Source organism: Prosthecobacter sp., from assembly GCF_014879935.1.
GTDB lineage: Bacteria > Verrucomicrobiota > Verrucomicrobiia > Verrucomicrobiales > Verrucomicrobiaceae > Prosthecobacter.
This window is the reverse complement of the sequence record NZ_JACSRD010000185.1, coordinates 1-14656: the sequence shown is the minus strand read 5'-3', so window position 1 is coordinate 14656 and position 14656 is coordinate 1. Positions and strand designations below refer to the sequence as shown.

At 60.6% G+C, this 14656-nt stretch carries 8 protein-coding genes and 1 pseudogene; 3 read left to right on the top strand and 6 right to left on the bottom strand.

The window, feature by feature from the left end; all coding sequences use genetic code 11:
• A partial coding sequence (gene htpG, locus IAE77_RS20215) for a molecular chaperone HtpG (RefSeq protein ID WP_294230660.1) occupies window positions 1-1575 on the bottom strand: 1575 nt, incomplete at its 3' end.
• 165 nt (window positions 1576-1740) lie between these two features.
• Between htpG and IAE77_RS20210 the strand changes: the two genes are divergently transcribed.
• Together IAE77_RS20210 and IAE77_RS20205 are read left to right on the top strand one after the other, a co-directional pair.
• Window positions 1741-2175, top strand: a complete 435-nt coding sequence (locus IAE77_RS20210; protein WP_294230657.1) for a YidB family protein — start codon at window positions 1741-1743, stop codon at window positions 2173-2175.
• A gap of 42 nt (window positions 2176-2217) precedes the next feature.
• The gene (locus IAE77_RS20205) at window positions 2218-3408 is read left to right on the top strand and encodes an ABC transporter permease (protein ID WP_294230653.1); all 1191 of its coding nucleotides are present in this window, start codon (window positions 2218-2220) and stop codon (window positions 3406-3408) included.
• A 24-nt stretch (window positions 3409-3432) separates the two neighbouring features.
• Here IAE77_RS20205 and IAE77_RS20200 read toward each other — a convergent pair whose 3' ends face one another.
• Together IAE77_RS20200 and IAE77_RS20195 are read right to left on the bottom strand one after the other, a co-directional pair.
• Complete coding sequence (locus IAE77_RS20200) at window positions 3433-5214, bottom strand: ABC transporter transmembrane domain-containing protein (RefSeq protein WP_294230650.1); 1782 nt, start codon at window positions 5212-5214, stop codon at window positions 3433-3435.
• A gap of 21 nt (window positions 5215-5235) precedes the next feature.
• Window positions 5236-7419 (bottom strand): hypothetical protein, encoded by a 2184-nt coding sequence (locus IAE77_RS20195; protein ID WP_294230647.1) that lies wholly within the window; start codon window positions 7417-7419, stop codon window positions 5236-5238.
• Between the two features lie 95 nt (window positions 7420-7514).
• Here IAE77_RS20195 and IAE77_RS20190 point away from each other — a divergent pair, with 95 nt between their 5' ends.
• Complete coding sequence (locus tag IAE77_RS20190; RefSeq protein ID WP_294230644.1) at window positions 7515-8630, top strand: Zn-dependent alcohol dehydrogenase; 1116 nt, start codon at window positions 7515-7517, stop codon at window positions 8628-8630.
• Window positions 8631-8633: 3 nt separating this feature from the next.
• Here the strand turns inward: IAE77_RS20190 and IAE77_RS20185 are convergent, their stop codons facing one another.
• The 3 genes and pseudogenes from IAE77_RS20185 to IAE77_RS20175 form a co-directional block, all read right to left on the bottom strand.
• Complete coding sequence (locus tag IAE77_RS20185; RefSeq protein ID WP_294230641.1) at window positions 8634-9932, bottom strand: PQQ-binding-like beta-propeller repeat protein; 1299 nt, start codon at window positions 9930-9932, stop codon at window positions 8634-8636.
• 704 nt (window positions 9933-10636) lie between these two features.
• Entirely contained in the window at window positions 10637-12316 is a 1680-nt protein-coding gene (locus IAE77_RS20180) for a ribulokinase (protein WP_294230638.1), read from the bottom strand.
• Window positions 12317-12423: 107 nt separating this feature from the next.
• Window positions 12424-14656: pseudogene (locus tag IAE77_RS20175) on the bottom strand (hypothetical protein); the annotation flags it as partial.

Genomic DNA, 14656 nt, shown 5'->3' with positions numbered 1-14656 from the left:
TTCGGGGGTCAACACGAGGGCGGGTGAGCCGACGAGGCGCTTGCCGGGGCGGACGGTATCGACGGAGGCGGTGAGGCGTTCCTTGATCCAGTCGCACAGCGAGGTTGTTTCGGCCTCGGGAAGGGCTTCGCCTTCGGCGTCGCTGTCGCCGAGGTCGATGTCGTCGGCGTTGACGGCTTTGAGGTCCTTGTCGTCGAACTTGCTGAGGCTCGAAACGACGTATTCGTCGATGGTCTCGAACATGTAGAGCACCTCGATGCCCTTCGCTTTGAAGGCTTCGAGATACGGGCCGCTTTCGATGGCATCGCGGCTCGGGGCCACTTGGTAGTAGATGGCCTTCTGTTCGGAGGCCATGCGCTTCACATAATCCGCGAGGCCGATGGTCTCGCCGGGCTGGGTCATGCTGGATTCAAAGCGCAGCAGCTTCGCGATGGCCTCACGATGCGAGTGATCGGTGGCGACGCCTTCTTTGAAGAAGCGGCTGAAGTCCTTGTAGAAGCCATCCCACTTCTTCGCGTCGTCGGAGGCCTCTTTGTCGAGCTGCTTGAGGAGGCGCTTCACCACCACATCGCCGATTTTGCGAACGAGGGCGCTGTCCTGCATGCTTTCGCGGGAAATATTCAGCGGCAGGTCCTCGCTATCGATCACGCCGCGAACGAAGCGCATCCATTCCGGCAGCAGCTTCTTCGGTTTCGGGTCGATGAGGACCTTTTTGCAGTAGAGCGACACGCCGGGCTCCATCTGGCCCATGCCAAAGGACTCCATGTTTTGCGACGGCGTGAAGAGCAGCGCATTGATGACGATGGGGCTGTCCGCCTGGAAGTGCATGCGGTAGCTCGGATCGTCGAAGGCGTGCGCGGTGAACTTGTAGAACTCGTTGTATTGCTCGTCGGTGATGCTGTCCTTCGACTTCAGCCACAACGCCTCGACGGTGTTGATGCGTTCGCCATTGAGCAGAAGCGGGAAACTGACGAAGTTCGAGTGCTTCTCGATGATCTGGCGCACGGTGCTCGCTTTGCAGAAGTCGGCGGCGTCTTCCTTGAGATGCAGCACGATCTTGCAGCCGCGGTTTTGATCCGGCGCTTCATCAATGGTGTAGCTGCTGAGGCCATCGCTGGTCCACACGAGGTGCTCACCGTCGTTTTTCCACGAATGGGTGTACACCTGCACTTTGTCCGCCACCATGAAGGCGGAGTAGAAGCCGACGCCGAACTGGCCGATCAGCGTGGCATCGCCCTGCTTGCCGGCGTTCTTCAAAGCGGCAGCAAAGGCCTTCGAGCCGCTGTGAGCGATGGTGCCGAGGTTTTCGACGAGCTCGGCGCGGGTCATGCCGATGCCCGCATCGGCGATGGTGATGGTTTTCGCGGTTTCGTCGGTGGTGATGCTGATTTGCAGCTCGGCCTGGGCATCAAAGACATCCTTTTCCGTCAACTGCGTGAGGCGCATTTTTTCCATCGCATCCGCCGCGTTCGAGACGAGCTCGCGGAGGAAGATCTCGCGGTCGGTGTAGAGCGAGTGGATGACGATATCGAGGACTTGTTTGACTTCGGCCTGGAATTCGTGGGTCTGGCTCATGGTAGGTATGTTTTTAGGGTTTGGGGGCGCGAAGAGTAGCGGATCACAATGCGCGGTCAAGGCTGTGCCGGAATGCGGTCGAAGCCCCGGTTGCATCCGCGCACAAGATCCGATCTCGAAGCCACCTTGACTTCTCCCCTCGCTTCCCCACACTCGCGCCCTTCCATGGGACTCTTCGATTCACTCGCCAAAAACGCGCTGGGTGGCCTGCTCGGCGGCTCCAAGCAAGATCCAGCCTCAATGCTGTCCGGCCTTCTCAGTGACACGGGCGGCCTGGAGGGCCTGATGGGCAAATTTCAGAGCGCCGGGTTTGGCGCGCATTTCTCCTCCTGGGTCAGCAGTGGCGAGAATCAATCCATCAGCGCCGACGAATTGAAGAACGCCGTCGGCATGGACGAAATCCAGCGCCTGGCAGGCAAACTGGGCATGCAGGCGCAGACGGTGCTGCCGCTGCTTGCCCAGTTTCTCCCTCAGGTGATCGACAAGCTCACCCCGAAAGGCCAGATCGACGACAATCATCCCAGCGGAGCCCAAATCCAGAGCGTGCTGACCAGCCTGATCAGCAGCAGTTTGGGCGGGTTGTTTGGCGGGAAACGCTAAATCGGCTGCGCCGACCGACGCTGGCCCAACGTAACCCCGCCGATGCTCCGACTCGCACTCAAGATGCTGTTTGGTGACACGGCGAAGTATTTGATGCTCGTCGCCGGGCTGACTGTGGCGACCTTTCTGATGGCGCAACAAACAGCGGTATTTTGCGGTCTGATGAGCTGGACCAAATCGACGCTGCGAAATGTGCCAGCGCCGATCTGGGTGGTGGAGGAAAAAGTGGAGCAAGTGAACGAGACGAACCCGCTGCTCGACACGGACGTGGCCCGTGTGCGCAGCGTCAGCAGCGTGGCATGGGCGGCACCGATCTACTCCGGCATCCAGCGCGTGCGGCTGGAAAACGGCAATTTCAAGATCATCCAGCTCATCGGCATTGATGCGAACACGCTGGCCGGGGCACCCGCACGCATGCTGGAGGGCGATTTGATGAGGCTGCGGCTGCCGCATTCCGTGATCATCGACGACCTGGGCGTGCAGCGGCTCGCCAGAAAGCGCGGGGACAAGGTGCAGATCGACGATGTTTTCGAGATCAACGACCAGGAGGCCCGGGTGGTGGGCATCGCCGATGCGCAGACGTCTTTCACGGGCGGCCCTTATGTCTGGACGACGTATGAGCGGGCGCTGCAATACGTGCCCGCCCAGCGCAAGATGCTGCAGGCCGTGATCTGCGCACCGCGTGAAGGCGTGAGCCTGGAGCAAGCCGTCGCCGATATCCGGCGTGAGACCGGCTTGAAGGCGTTCATCAATCGCGAGGCCAGTTTCGGCGAGTTCATGGACCAATCACCGGAAAAGCCGACGACGAACTTCAATGTCTCCACCGTCTGGTGGTATGTGAAGAACACCGGCATCCCGATCTCCTTCGGCACGACCGTCATCATCGGCCTGCTGGTGGGCATGGCGGTGAGCTGCCAGACCTTTTACTCCTTCGTGCTGGAGAACATGCGCCATCTGGGCGCCCTGAAGGCGATGGGAGCCTCAAACGGCACGCTTTGCGTGATGCTGATCGTGCAGGCCTTCACCGTCGGCATTGTCGGCTACGGCATTGGCATGCTCGGAACAGCGGGGTTTGCCTTCGGTGCGCTGAAAAACGAGCAGCCGCCCTTTTACATGCCGGAATTCGTGCCCCTCGCCGTGCTGACAGTCGTCCTGGGCATCTGCATGCTGGCGGCGCTGATGGGCATCTGGCGCGTCAGCCGCCTGGAGCCCGCGATGGTGTTCAGGAGTTGAAGCAGGCTTGGAATGGCCTGGGCCCTACTCCAACTGCAGCTTTGCCAGCGAACCGTACAAACCGCCGGGTTTTGCGACGAGTTCGTCGTGGGTACCGCGTTCGAGGATGGCCCCGCCGGACATGACGAGGATCTGGTCGCAGCGACGGACCGTGCTCAGGCGATGGGCGATGATGATGCTGGTGCGGTTTTCCATCAGCTTGTCGAGCGCATCCTGAACGAGGCGTTCGCTTTCGGCATCGAGGCTGCTCGTGGCTTCGTCGAGCACCAGAATCGCAGGATCGGCGAGAATGGCGCGCGCGATGGCGATGCGTTGCCGCTGACCGCCGGAAAGCTGCGCGCCACGGTCGCCGACGATGGTCTGATAGCCATCGGGCAGGCCGGTGATGAAGTCGTGCGCATTGGCTTTCCTGGCGGCGCTGATGATCTCCTCATCTGTGGCGTCCGGTTTGCCGTAGGCGATGTTTTCCTGAATGCTGCCACCGAAGAGCAGCACCTCCTGCGGCACGAGCGCGAGATTGCGCCGCAGCGTGGTGAGCGTCAGGTCGCGTATGGGGCGGCCATCGATGCGGATTTCACCGCTTGTTGGATCGTAGAAGCGGAAAAGCAGCGAGATGCTGGTGGATTTGCCTGAGCCGCTCGGTCCCACGAGGGCGATCCGTTGCCCGGCCTTGGCGCTCAGGTTGAAATCGCGCAGCACCACGGCATCCGGACGCGTCGGATAGGCAAAGCTGACATCGCGCATCTCGATTTCGCCGTGGAACCGCTCTGTGGTGTTTTTTTCGCCGTCTTCGGGTTCCGTGTCGTCCTTCAGGATCTCACGGACACGCTCGGTGGCACCGAGGGAGCGTTGAAGCTGGGTCACGAGTTCTGGAAACTGCATGAAGGAGGCCGCGATCATGCCGCTGAGGCCGGCAAACTGGGTGAGTTCCTCCTTGCCGATCTCCCCGAAGTTCAGCATGCGCATGGCGAACCACGTCACACAGATCAGCGCCACGCTGAAAGCGAAGATGATGAAGGCGATGAAGGAGGCGCGCGGGACGGCCGCGCGGAGCACCGTGTGCAGGTATTCGCCCAGATTCTTGTCATAGCGGGCCATTTCGTGCACTTCGTTGCGGAAGGCCTTCACGCTCACGATGCTTTGCAGGCTTTCATCGACGACGACCTGAGACGCGGCCAGATTGTCCTGGGCACGTTTGGTCAGCTTGCGGATGCGGGCACCGAAGACTGCGATCATCACGATCACGACCGGAATGGTGCCGATCATGAACAGCGACAGTTTCACCGACATGTTCAGGATGAGGATCACGCACAGCGAAAGCATCACCGTGTGCCGGATCAACATCGGAATGGTCACCACCAGCGTCTCACGCATCGATTCGACGTCGTTTGCGAGGCGCGAGGCGAGTTCACCGACACGACGGCGGTTCAGCGTGGCCATCGGCAGGCGGATGATGCGGCTGAATGTGTCGCGACGCAGCGAGGCCAGGGCACGTTCCGAAGCCTTGGCAAACAAGACGATGCGCCAGAACGCGATGAAGGCCTGCGCGGCGACGATGACCACCAGGAACCAGACACTGCGATCGAGTTCGGCCATCCATTCAGGCCCAGTGGCCCCACCGAGGCCTTTGCCTGCCACAGCGGCCAGTTCCTTGATGAAAACAATGGTCATCCCGCCAGTGATCGCCAGCGCGATGAGCGCGGGGATGAACACATTGAAGTGGGGGCGCAGATAGGTCAGGAAAAAGCCGGCGTCCTTCCACGCCGCGCGATCCCACAGTTTTTTGCTCGCTCGTTCTTCAGCCATGCGCGTTTTCTTGTTCTTCTCCTACTCCACACGCACCGTCCAGCGGCCGGTGGGTTTGTCCGTCAGTTCCAGCACGCTCAGTCCTTCCGCGTCATCGCCACGGCGGGTGCTGCGCGTCAGAAAGTGCTCACCGCCGCCGCCATTGAAGCGCAGGTTGATGCCGAGTTCGCTGTTCCCATTCCCGAGAGCCCACTCGTGCATGTAAAGGTAGGAACGTGGCAGGGTGATCGTGAGCCGCCGCACGCCTGCCGCGGAACTGCTGAGGGCCGCGCCGATCTCCGCAGGATCAAACACCGCCGCGTAGCCGCTGCCAAAGGCCCATGGCGCGATGTCATCGACCTTCGCCGCACCATCGCCGGCCTTGCCGGTGATGCGTATGGCTGCCGTGGCTCCTGGCGTGAGGCGTTTGCCATAGCTACGGGCATCCAGGTTCAGCAGCAACTCATAGGCCTGGCCTGAAGCATCATCGACGAGGTCCACCCCCGTCAGCTCCAGGGTCAAAAAGAGCTTCATGCTGTCAGCATCGGCACGCAGAGTGACCGTGCTGGCCTTGTCGTCCGTCGTGGTCAGCCGCACTGTCTCCTTGAGGCCGAAGTTCCGGGTCAGTTCGACATAACGATCGAAGATCTGCTTCACGCCGTTGGCCTCCAGCGACATCTGCAGCGGCAGTCGCTGCCGGAATGTTGCCGTTCCTTCCGCTGGCAGTGCCAGCTTCGCGGTCAGCGTTTCCGCGCCGTTGGCATCCAGCGCCGCCTTGCCTGTCTGCTTTTGCCCGGCCCAGTTCAGTTCCCAAGTGGCAGCCAGGCTCTGCCCGGCGGTGTTTTCGATTTCGAGATCGGGCAGGAAGTCCTTGTCCTGATTGAAGGCAGTCCGCACATTCCACGCGGCGCTGAACGGACGCAGCGTCGCCGTGAGGTCATGAATGCGTGATTCCCTGCCCGCGATGACAAGCACCGGCAGCCGTGCCTTGCCATCGCTCAGCGGCAGAAAGCGCGTGTCGGTAATCGAGTAGCTCACGGTCACCGCTTCTTTGGCACCAGCGGCCAGTTTGATGTCGGGTCGGGCATCCTTCAGTTTGAGACCGGCGGGCACCAGAGGCAGGACTGTCAGCGCCAAGACATCGTTCGTCCTGTTGGCGACCTGAAAGCTCAGCTTCAGCCGGCCCTGCCCTTCGAACTCCACACGTGCGTCGCTGATCGCCCAGGCGAGCTCCGGACTGCCCTGCATCACGTCTTGATACAGGATGCGGCCCATGGCGTCGTGCATCTCCTCGGACGGCATGGCCGTGGTGCCCCCGGGAGCCATCTTGAAGCGGCTTTGATACTGCAACACGAGCGCTGGAAACAGCAGATGCGCCGCTTGGGTGCCAGCGGGCGGGATGACCAGGCGCGACAGATCGCCGAGGTCGGAGAACAACACCTTTTCTGCCTCGCAGAAATCGCGCATGACGCTGCTGGCTGTGCGTGTGGAGGCCAGGCTCTCCTCCGCAGGCTCTGTCGCTGGCGCAACGGGGCCCGCCACGATCATTTCAAGACGGTGACCACGCACCGTGTCGCGCAGGCTGCGCAAAGCGGCCGCGATGTCCGCCGCCGAGGTGCCCGCGAGGCCATCCTCCAATCCGTGGGCCACCAAAACCACATCAGGCCGTCCTTGGAATCCGACGGTCGCCAGGGCGGAGGCGGCCGAGACGATGCTGGACGTCCGCACGGGCTGGATGAGGATCTCCGGCCCCATCACCATCGCTTCCTTGCTGCGAGGCCTCATGCCTGGGCGCAGCACCCGAACGCCACCGGTGTAGTAAAACTGGGTCGCCAACGATTTGGCAAAGACACCCACAAAGCTCGTCAGCAGCGGGTCTGTGGCAGCCCCCGCATCAGCACTGCCAAGGATCGCATCCCCCAGCACCACGATCTGCAACGGCTCCCTGCGTGTGAGCTTCAGCAGCGTCTGCGGCAGGTAGGTCTGCCAGCGATCCCGCTGAAGAGGCGAGAGATCGAAATAACTCTGCGGTTTGACCTCCGGCGAAGGCAGCTTCGCCTCCGCATCACGTGCGGCAGCCTGAAGGGTCGCCAGGTCCGGCTTTGCCTCGGCAGGCGGGTTCACCGCAGCCGCATCCGCTGGAGGCACCGCCGGCGTCTGTGCCAGGAGCGCCCCGCCCAGCGACAGAACGGCCAGGATGGAGTGAAGGGTTCGGTTGGAAAACATGCTGGCGTCATTTCAGCGAGACCGGCCCCACCTGCAACCGGGGAGTGCATCAGGCTCGTGGTTGATTCGTCGCGTCCGTTCGCCAGTCTCCCGCGATGACCACCCTCGCCCCTGCCGCCGTTTTGTATGAAGCGAAAAAGCCCCTGAAAATCGAGGACGTTCGCGTTCTGCCACCGCAGAAGGGCGAAGTCACCGTCCGCATGAAGGCGGCAGGCGTCTGCCACAGCGACCTCCATGTGATGAAGGGCGATCTTTCGATGCCGGTGCCGATCATTCTCGGCCATGAGGGCAGCGGGGTGGTCGAGGCGGTCGGCGAAGGCGTGACCTCGGTCGCAGTCGGGGATCACGTCATCCTCGTCTGGCGCGGCTCCTGTGGAAAATGCGAGTATTGTGAGGGCGGACGGCCCGCGCTCTGCGACATGGGCACGGCGATGCGCTTCACCGGCCTGATGCCGGACGGCACCACCCGCTTTCGGAACTCAGCTGGCGAGAGCATCCGCCATTACGCAGGCGTTTCGGCCTTCTCCTCGCTCTCGACGATGCCAGAGGCGTCCGTGGTGAAGATCCCCAGGGACTTCTCCTTCGAGAAAGCCGCTCTCATCGGCTGCGGCGTCATCACTGGAGTCGGCGCAGTCGAACGTGCGGCCCGGGTGCGCCAGGACAGCACCGTGGCGGTGATCGGATGTGGCGGCATCGGCTTGAACGCCGTCCAGGCCGCCCGCATGGCTGGAGCGAGGCAGATCATCGCCGTGGACAAATTCGCCCGCAAAGAGGCTGACGCGCGGCAGTTCGGCGCGACGGATTACGTCGATGCCAACGCCGGCGATCCAGTGCAGGCCATCAAAGCCCTCACCGATGGCAAGGGCGTCGATTACGCCATCGAGGCGTATGGCTCCGGCAAAACGGCCGAGCAAGCCTTCGACGCGACGAAGAAAGGCGGCACCTGCGTCATGGTCGGCATCACCAGCGCGGCCGATCGTGCGTCGATCAACGTGAACCAGCTCGTCTATGCCGAGAAAACGCTGCGCGGCAGCCTTTACGGCAGCACCCAGCCCCGCAAAGACCTGCTGCTGCTGATCGGCATGCACCAGTCCGGCCGTTTGATGCTCGATGAACTCATCACCAAACGCTACCCGCTCGCCGAGATCAATGAAGCCTATGATGCGCTGCAGCGCGGCGAAGTGGCTCGCAGCTTGATCGTTTTCGACTGACGATCAGCGTCCGGCCGTCTTCGCGCTGCGTTTGCCGAGGCAGATCAGACTCTTGTCGCCACGAATGAAGATCTGCCCCTCGCTCAAGGCGGGCGATGCGAAGATCTTCTCGCCCAACTCACTCTCAGCGAGGGCCTCGTAGGCCTTGCCGGGCTTCACCGTGCGCATCGTGCCGTTGTCATTGATGAAATAGACATGCCCCTCGGCGCTGGCGAGGGAGGCGTGGTGCTCCCGCAGGCGTTCCTCCCACAGGATGTCGCCCGTCTTGGCATCAAAGCAGTGGCCGATGCCCGAGTCGGAGACGATCAGAAGGTGGCCGCCTTCCACGATTGGCGATGGCACATACGCCACCCCCTTGTTCGTCCGCCAGGCGATGTGGGTGTCGGTCACATTGCCGCTGCCATCAGGCTTGATGGCAAGCAGATGGTGCTCGGGGAAACCGCCCGTCATGTAGAGCAGGCCGGTTTGATCGCTGTAAACGAGCGAGGCCACGAACTGCTCCGTGGGACCGTCGATGATCCACAGCAGCTTACCGGTGCGCGGATCGTAACTGGTGACGCACATCGTGCCGGAGAGCACCATCTGCGTGCGTCCGCCGATGTCGCGAATGAGTGGCACGCAGTAGCTGCGTGTGTGGTTCGGCCGGTCGATGCGCCACAGCTCTTTGCCGTCGGTTTTGGAAAGGGCCACGATGTAGCCATCGCCGTCGTGGTCGCAGTTCACGATCACCCTGTCCTCAAACACAATCGGGCTGGAGCAGAAGCCGTGCTTGCTGGAGAACAGTCCGGGACGCACCTGCCAGAGCGGCTTGCCACTGAAATCATGCGCCGAGATGACGACCGTGCCTTTGGGCACTTCGCCTTTCGGAATCACACGGCCTTCATTCGCTTTGCGCGTGGCTTCCGTCTCGCTGTTGTCGAGAAACGCCGTGAAAATGCGCTCGCCATCCGTCGCAGGCGTGCTGGACGCCTGGCTGTTGAGGCGATGAATACTTTCAATCGGCGCTTTCAGCACCTTGGACTGCCAAAGCAGCTTTCCCGAACCCCGATCCAGGCAAATCAGCACGCGCTCCTCTGTCTCCGCGACACACGCGACCGTGAAGATGCGATCCTGCCACACAATCGGCGACGCGTGACCACTGCCCGGCAGCTCCGCTTTCCATGTCACGTTCCCCTCCGCCGAAACCGGAAACCCCACATCCTGCGACGTGCCATCCAGCCGAGGCCCACGCCACTGCGGCCAGTTTTCAGCGAAGAGCGGAGAGCCGAGGGCAAAGAGCAGGGAAAGCGTGCGCGTGATCATGGAGACATGCCAAACGGCCAGAGAGGCCCTCAGCTTGCGCTCAGAAGTGATACGGGCACTCCTGCCCGCAATCGAGCGCTTTCTTTGCGGACAGGAGTGCCCGCATCACTTTGGGAGGATGTATGGGGTGTTCCCCACAAGACGCCCAGGCCGAGTTGTAAGCCAAGGAATGAGGATGAAGCATGCAAGGGAGTAGAGATGAAACCATGGCCAACAGTACCGGCTGCGTGCCCACATCCATGTTGAAGGTGGATGGAAATCTGAATCGGGACGAAGGTGATATTCTGCTTCTAAGGCTTGGTCCCTCTCCTTATTTGACCGAAACAGTCGCAACACTCCCGTGATGCGATCAGCGATGAAGTGGCCATCAGGAGAGCGACCGATAATGGCTTTCTCTGTCAGCTTATAGTCAGTGATTTCCCTTAACTGCCAGCGCAGTGCTTTCAGAGTCTTGTCCATAGCCTTGCTGAAATCCTCATCTGTCATTTCCGGAGTCCTCTCTGGAGGCCATCGGAGGGAGTCGTCTCGATAGATCAATGCCATGGGACAACTACCGCAAATCGCAACAAGACTGAATCGTTCGTCAATCTTGAGATGTGGATCTCGGTTCATGCAATTCTCCAGCATGAGCACTGGAAATATCCAGACCAACAGTCGCTTCAGAATCGTCCACGCCAGTTTCATAAGCTGGGGAGGTCTCTTGATCAGCTCTGCCGCGCCCGAATATCGAGCAGCCTCTTCATCACATGCCCGAGCTTCCCGCTCCAGTCGGCCATGCCGAAAGCATCATGCACATCGCGATAGAGCGCATACAGCTCACGATAAACGGCCACGTTCTCGGGGATCGGGTGATACACCTTCTCGCGGATGGCGGTGACCTTGGATTGGAGTTCCTGCCAGGTGCCGGCTCCGGCGGCGGCGGCCCCGAAGATGGCGGCACCGAGGGCGCAGGTTTGCTCGCTTTGGCTGACTTTCATCGGCTTGCCGATGATGTCGGCGTAGATCTGCATGAGCGTGGCATTCTTGATGGAGAGACCGCCGGTGTTGATGACCTCCTCGATCTTCACACCGTATTCCTCGACGCGTTTGATGATGGTCAAAGCACCGAACGCCGTCGCTTCGATGTAGGCGCGGTAGATCTCGTGGGCCTCGGTGTGGAGCGTCTGGCCGAGCAGCAGGCCGGTGAGACGCACATCGACGAGGATGGTGCGGTTGCCGTTGTTCCAATCGAGCGCGAGCAGGCCCGTGGCACCGGGTTTCTGGCCTTCCATGGCCTTTTCCATGTTCACAAACTTCTCGCCGGTGGTCTTGCCGTAGCTGTCGGGCACTAGGTGGTTCACCAGCCACAGGAAGAGATCGCCCACGGCGCTCTGGCCGGCCTCGATGCCATAGTAGCCTGGCAACACGCTGCCATTCACGATGCCGCACACACCGGGAATGTCCGCGAGCGGTTTGCTCGTGGGTGAAATCATGAGATCGCAGGTGCTGGTGCCGAGAATTTTCACCAGCGTGCCTTCTTTGATGCCCGCGCCGACCGCGCCGGTGTGCGCATCGAACGCGCCGACACACACCGCGGTGCCTTCCTTCAATCCGAGACGCTTGGCCCACTCGACGCACAAGCCACCCGCCTTCGTGTCGGTGGTGTGGGCTTCTGAATAGAGGCGATCACGCAGATCGGCGAGTTTTGGGTCGAGCTTGGCCAAAAACTCTTTGTCTGGCAAACCGCCCCACTCGCTGCTGAACATGGCCTTGTGGCCCGCTGCGCAGACGCTGCGCTTCAAGGTCAGCGGATTCGTATTTCCGGTCAAAACGGCCGGAATCCAGTCGCAGTGCTCCACGAAGCTGAAAGCGGCCTGGAAGACTTTTTCGTCCACACGACGCAAACGCAGGATTTTGCTCCAAAACCACTCGCTGGAGTAAATGCCGCCGCACTTCGCCATGATCTGCGGACGGATTTCGTTGCCCAATTTCGTGATCTCCGCCGCCTCGGCATGGCCGGTGTGATCCTTCCACAGCCAGACCATGGCGTTGAGATTGTTTTTGAACTCCGGCAGCAGACCGAGCGGCGTGCCGTCTTGATTCACGGGAATGGGCGTGCTGCCCGTGGTGTCGATGCCGACGCCGACGACCTGCGCGGCATCAAAGCCTGCGATCTTAGCCTTCGCCTGCTCCAAAGCGCCTTTCACTACGCTTTCGAGGCCGTCGAGGTAGTCCTGCGGATTATGTCGCGCCACATGCGGGTCCTTCGGATCGAGCAGGATGCCCATCTCGCCGCTCGGGTAGTTGAAGACGGTCGATCCGGCCTCCGCGCCGTTGTCGAGGTCGATGAGAAGGGAGCGGCAGGAGTTCGTGCCGTAGTCGATGCCGAGGGCGTAGCGTTTCATGCGGTTGGGATGCGTGCGGGTGTTTTAGCGGAAACAAACCGCATGGCGAGCCAAAACCGGACGCGGTTTGTGACTGTGGAATGCCAGTTCTTGATTTCGAGCGCGGCTCACGGCGCTCCCGTCACCTGCACGCGCATGAAGCGGGCGGGCGGTGTGCCGAAGAGGGTGTTGTCGCGCACCTTGAGCGTGGTGGCGTCGTTGATGAGCACCGTGGTGGAACTGGAACTGAAGGAATCCGGCTGTCCTATCGTCAGCGCACCCGCGCTCTGCACTTCGTAGGCCACGCCGGGCTGCTTGGTGATCGTCATCGTCAGGTAGCCGTCCTCCTGAGTGAGCGGCGTGAGGGCTCCGGCATTAGGCAGCGTCGGGTTTCGGCCGAAGGCCAGTTCCAGCAGGTTCACGAGGCCGTCGTGGTCCTCGTCGTCGAGCGGACCGTGATTAGCGGTGGCTCCGGGCCAGTAGAGTTGCTCCCAGACGTCGAGGAGGCCGTCGCTGTCCTGATCCAAGGGATGCGGGCCAAAGACGTGACACATTCCCGCATGTCGCGACAAGGAGTCATCAAACGCATTGCCCACCACCACCATCGCTCCATCCATGGCAAGCCTACCACCCAAATAGTCTACTGATATTCCATCAGTATTGCGCAAAGTAGCCACTGGCGCTTGTGGACTGGTTCCAGCGAGGTCATAGACATGCACTGCTCCCTTGCCATTTACAGGCAAGTCGCCGCATCTGATGGCCAGGAGCGAACCGGATAAAGCGAGTGAAGACGCAAAAGCGTCATTGGCAGTTGGTGTCGGACTATTCAATACCAAGACGGCTTCTGAGGGAATGGCGCTGCTGAGATCAAATACGAACGCCTTCCCAACAAAAGCTTCAGTGGAGGTCCACGCTCGGGACGCACCAACAACAACAGTTTCTCCTGAAACTGCGACCGCTACCCCAAACATCCCGAAAGTAGTCATCTCTGGGTTAAACAAAAGCAGCGGGGCGTCTGTACCACTGCTTTCCAAATTATACACATAGGCGGCACCGCTAATTGTTCCCACGTTATCGTTAAATGCTCCAACTACCACCACCGGTCCATCAATCGCCACGCTACAACCAAAACGATCAGATTCATGAGCGTCTGGGTTATTCAACGTGCGGAGTGGAACCGAGGGGGTGGCAGAATTGAGGTCAAACACATAAGCTTTTCCTGAGTAGCCGCTGTGATACTCGGCTCCCACCACCACCCGTGTGCCAGAAATAGCCAAGGCCGAACCAAACCCGGACATGCTGCTCAAATCCGGGTTGTGAATTACCATGGAAGGACTGCTGGGAGTCCCTACCAAGTCATACACAAACACGGCTCCAGCATTTGGCGCACCTTCGTTGTCGGCAGATGCACCCACGACCACACGATTGCCGTAGATAGCCACAGCAGCACCAAACATGTCTCCAATCTCAGGATTAGGATTGTTAAGCGTGGTGATTAACACAGGCGCTCCAGTGCTCAGATCATACACATAAGCTACACCAGCATCCAACGCCCCACGGTCTTTTCGTTGAGAACCCACTACCATTCTCGTGCCTGAGACTGCCACCGAAGAGCCAAATTCGTTCGCGACTTCTGGTCCAGGGTGATTCAAAGAGAACTTAGGCAACGCTGGGCTGGCATCAAACAAGTCATACACATAGGCACTGCCTGCGTCTGGCAGTCCTGTATCATCCGGGCCTGCGCCTGCCACCATGATCGAACCAGAGATGGCGACGGCCATGCCGAAGAAGTCTGAAGCACCTGGCGTGGGATTGTGGAGTGTGACCAATGGCACGCTGGGGGTGCTTCCAGCCAGATCATAGACATACGCAGCGCCTGCGTTAGTGGCTCCGGTGTCGTCCCGGGATGCACCCACAAGAACTCGGGTGCCGGAGATTGCCACAGCGCCTCCAAACAAATCTGAAGCTAACATCATGGGGTTGTTCAGCATCATCAGCGGCACTGCGGGGGTGACGCTGCCCAAGTCATACACATAAACACTGCCAGCATTGGTCGCACCGGTATCATCAAATGGCACACCCGCCAGCAAGAGGTTGCCATCCACTGCTACTGACGTGCCGAAAAGATCGTTCGAGGCAGGCAATGGATTGTTCAGTGTGACCACTGGCACTGTAGGCGTGGCGCCTCCTACGTCATAGACATATACGCTGCCTGAGTTGGAGACTCCTGCGTCATCCTGTAGCGCACCCACCACCACTCGGGTTCCAGAGATAGCCACGGCTGCGCCAAAATAGGAGTCTTCGCTGTCCTGAGTGGGTATCGAAGGTAGCAGCGGCGAAAGCGGAGTGGTAGGAAGAGGG

Coding starts and splice junctions, on each gene's coding strand:
- IAE77_RS20195 (WP_294230647.1), bottom strand. CDS start 7,419: ATGTTTTCCAACCGAACCCTTCACTCCATCCTGGCCGTTCTGTCGCTG.
- IAE77_RS20185 (WP_294230641.1), bottom strand. CDS start 9,932: ATGATCACGCGCACGCTTTCCCTGCTCTTTGCCCTCGGCTCTCCGCTC.
- IAE77_RS20200 (WP_294230650.1), bottom strand. CDS start 5,214: ATGGCTGAAGAACGAGCGAGCAAAAAACTGTGGGATCGCGCGGCGTGG.
- IAE77_RS20210 (WP_294230657.1), top strand. CDS start 1,741: ATGGGACTCTTCGATTCACTCGCCAAAAACGCGCTGGGTGGCCTGCTC.
- IAE77_RS20190 (WP_294230644.1), top strand. CDS start 7,515: ATGACCACCCTCGCCCCTGCCGCCGTTTTGTATGAAGCGAAAAAGCCC.
- IAE77_RS20205 (WP_294230653.1), top strand. CDS start 2,218: ATGCTCCGACTCGCACTCAAGATGCTGTTTGGTGACACGGCGAAGTAT.
- IAE77_RS20180 (WP_294230638.1), bottom strand. CDS start 12,316: ATGAAACGCTACGCCCTCGGCATCGACTACGGCACGAACTCCTGCCGC.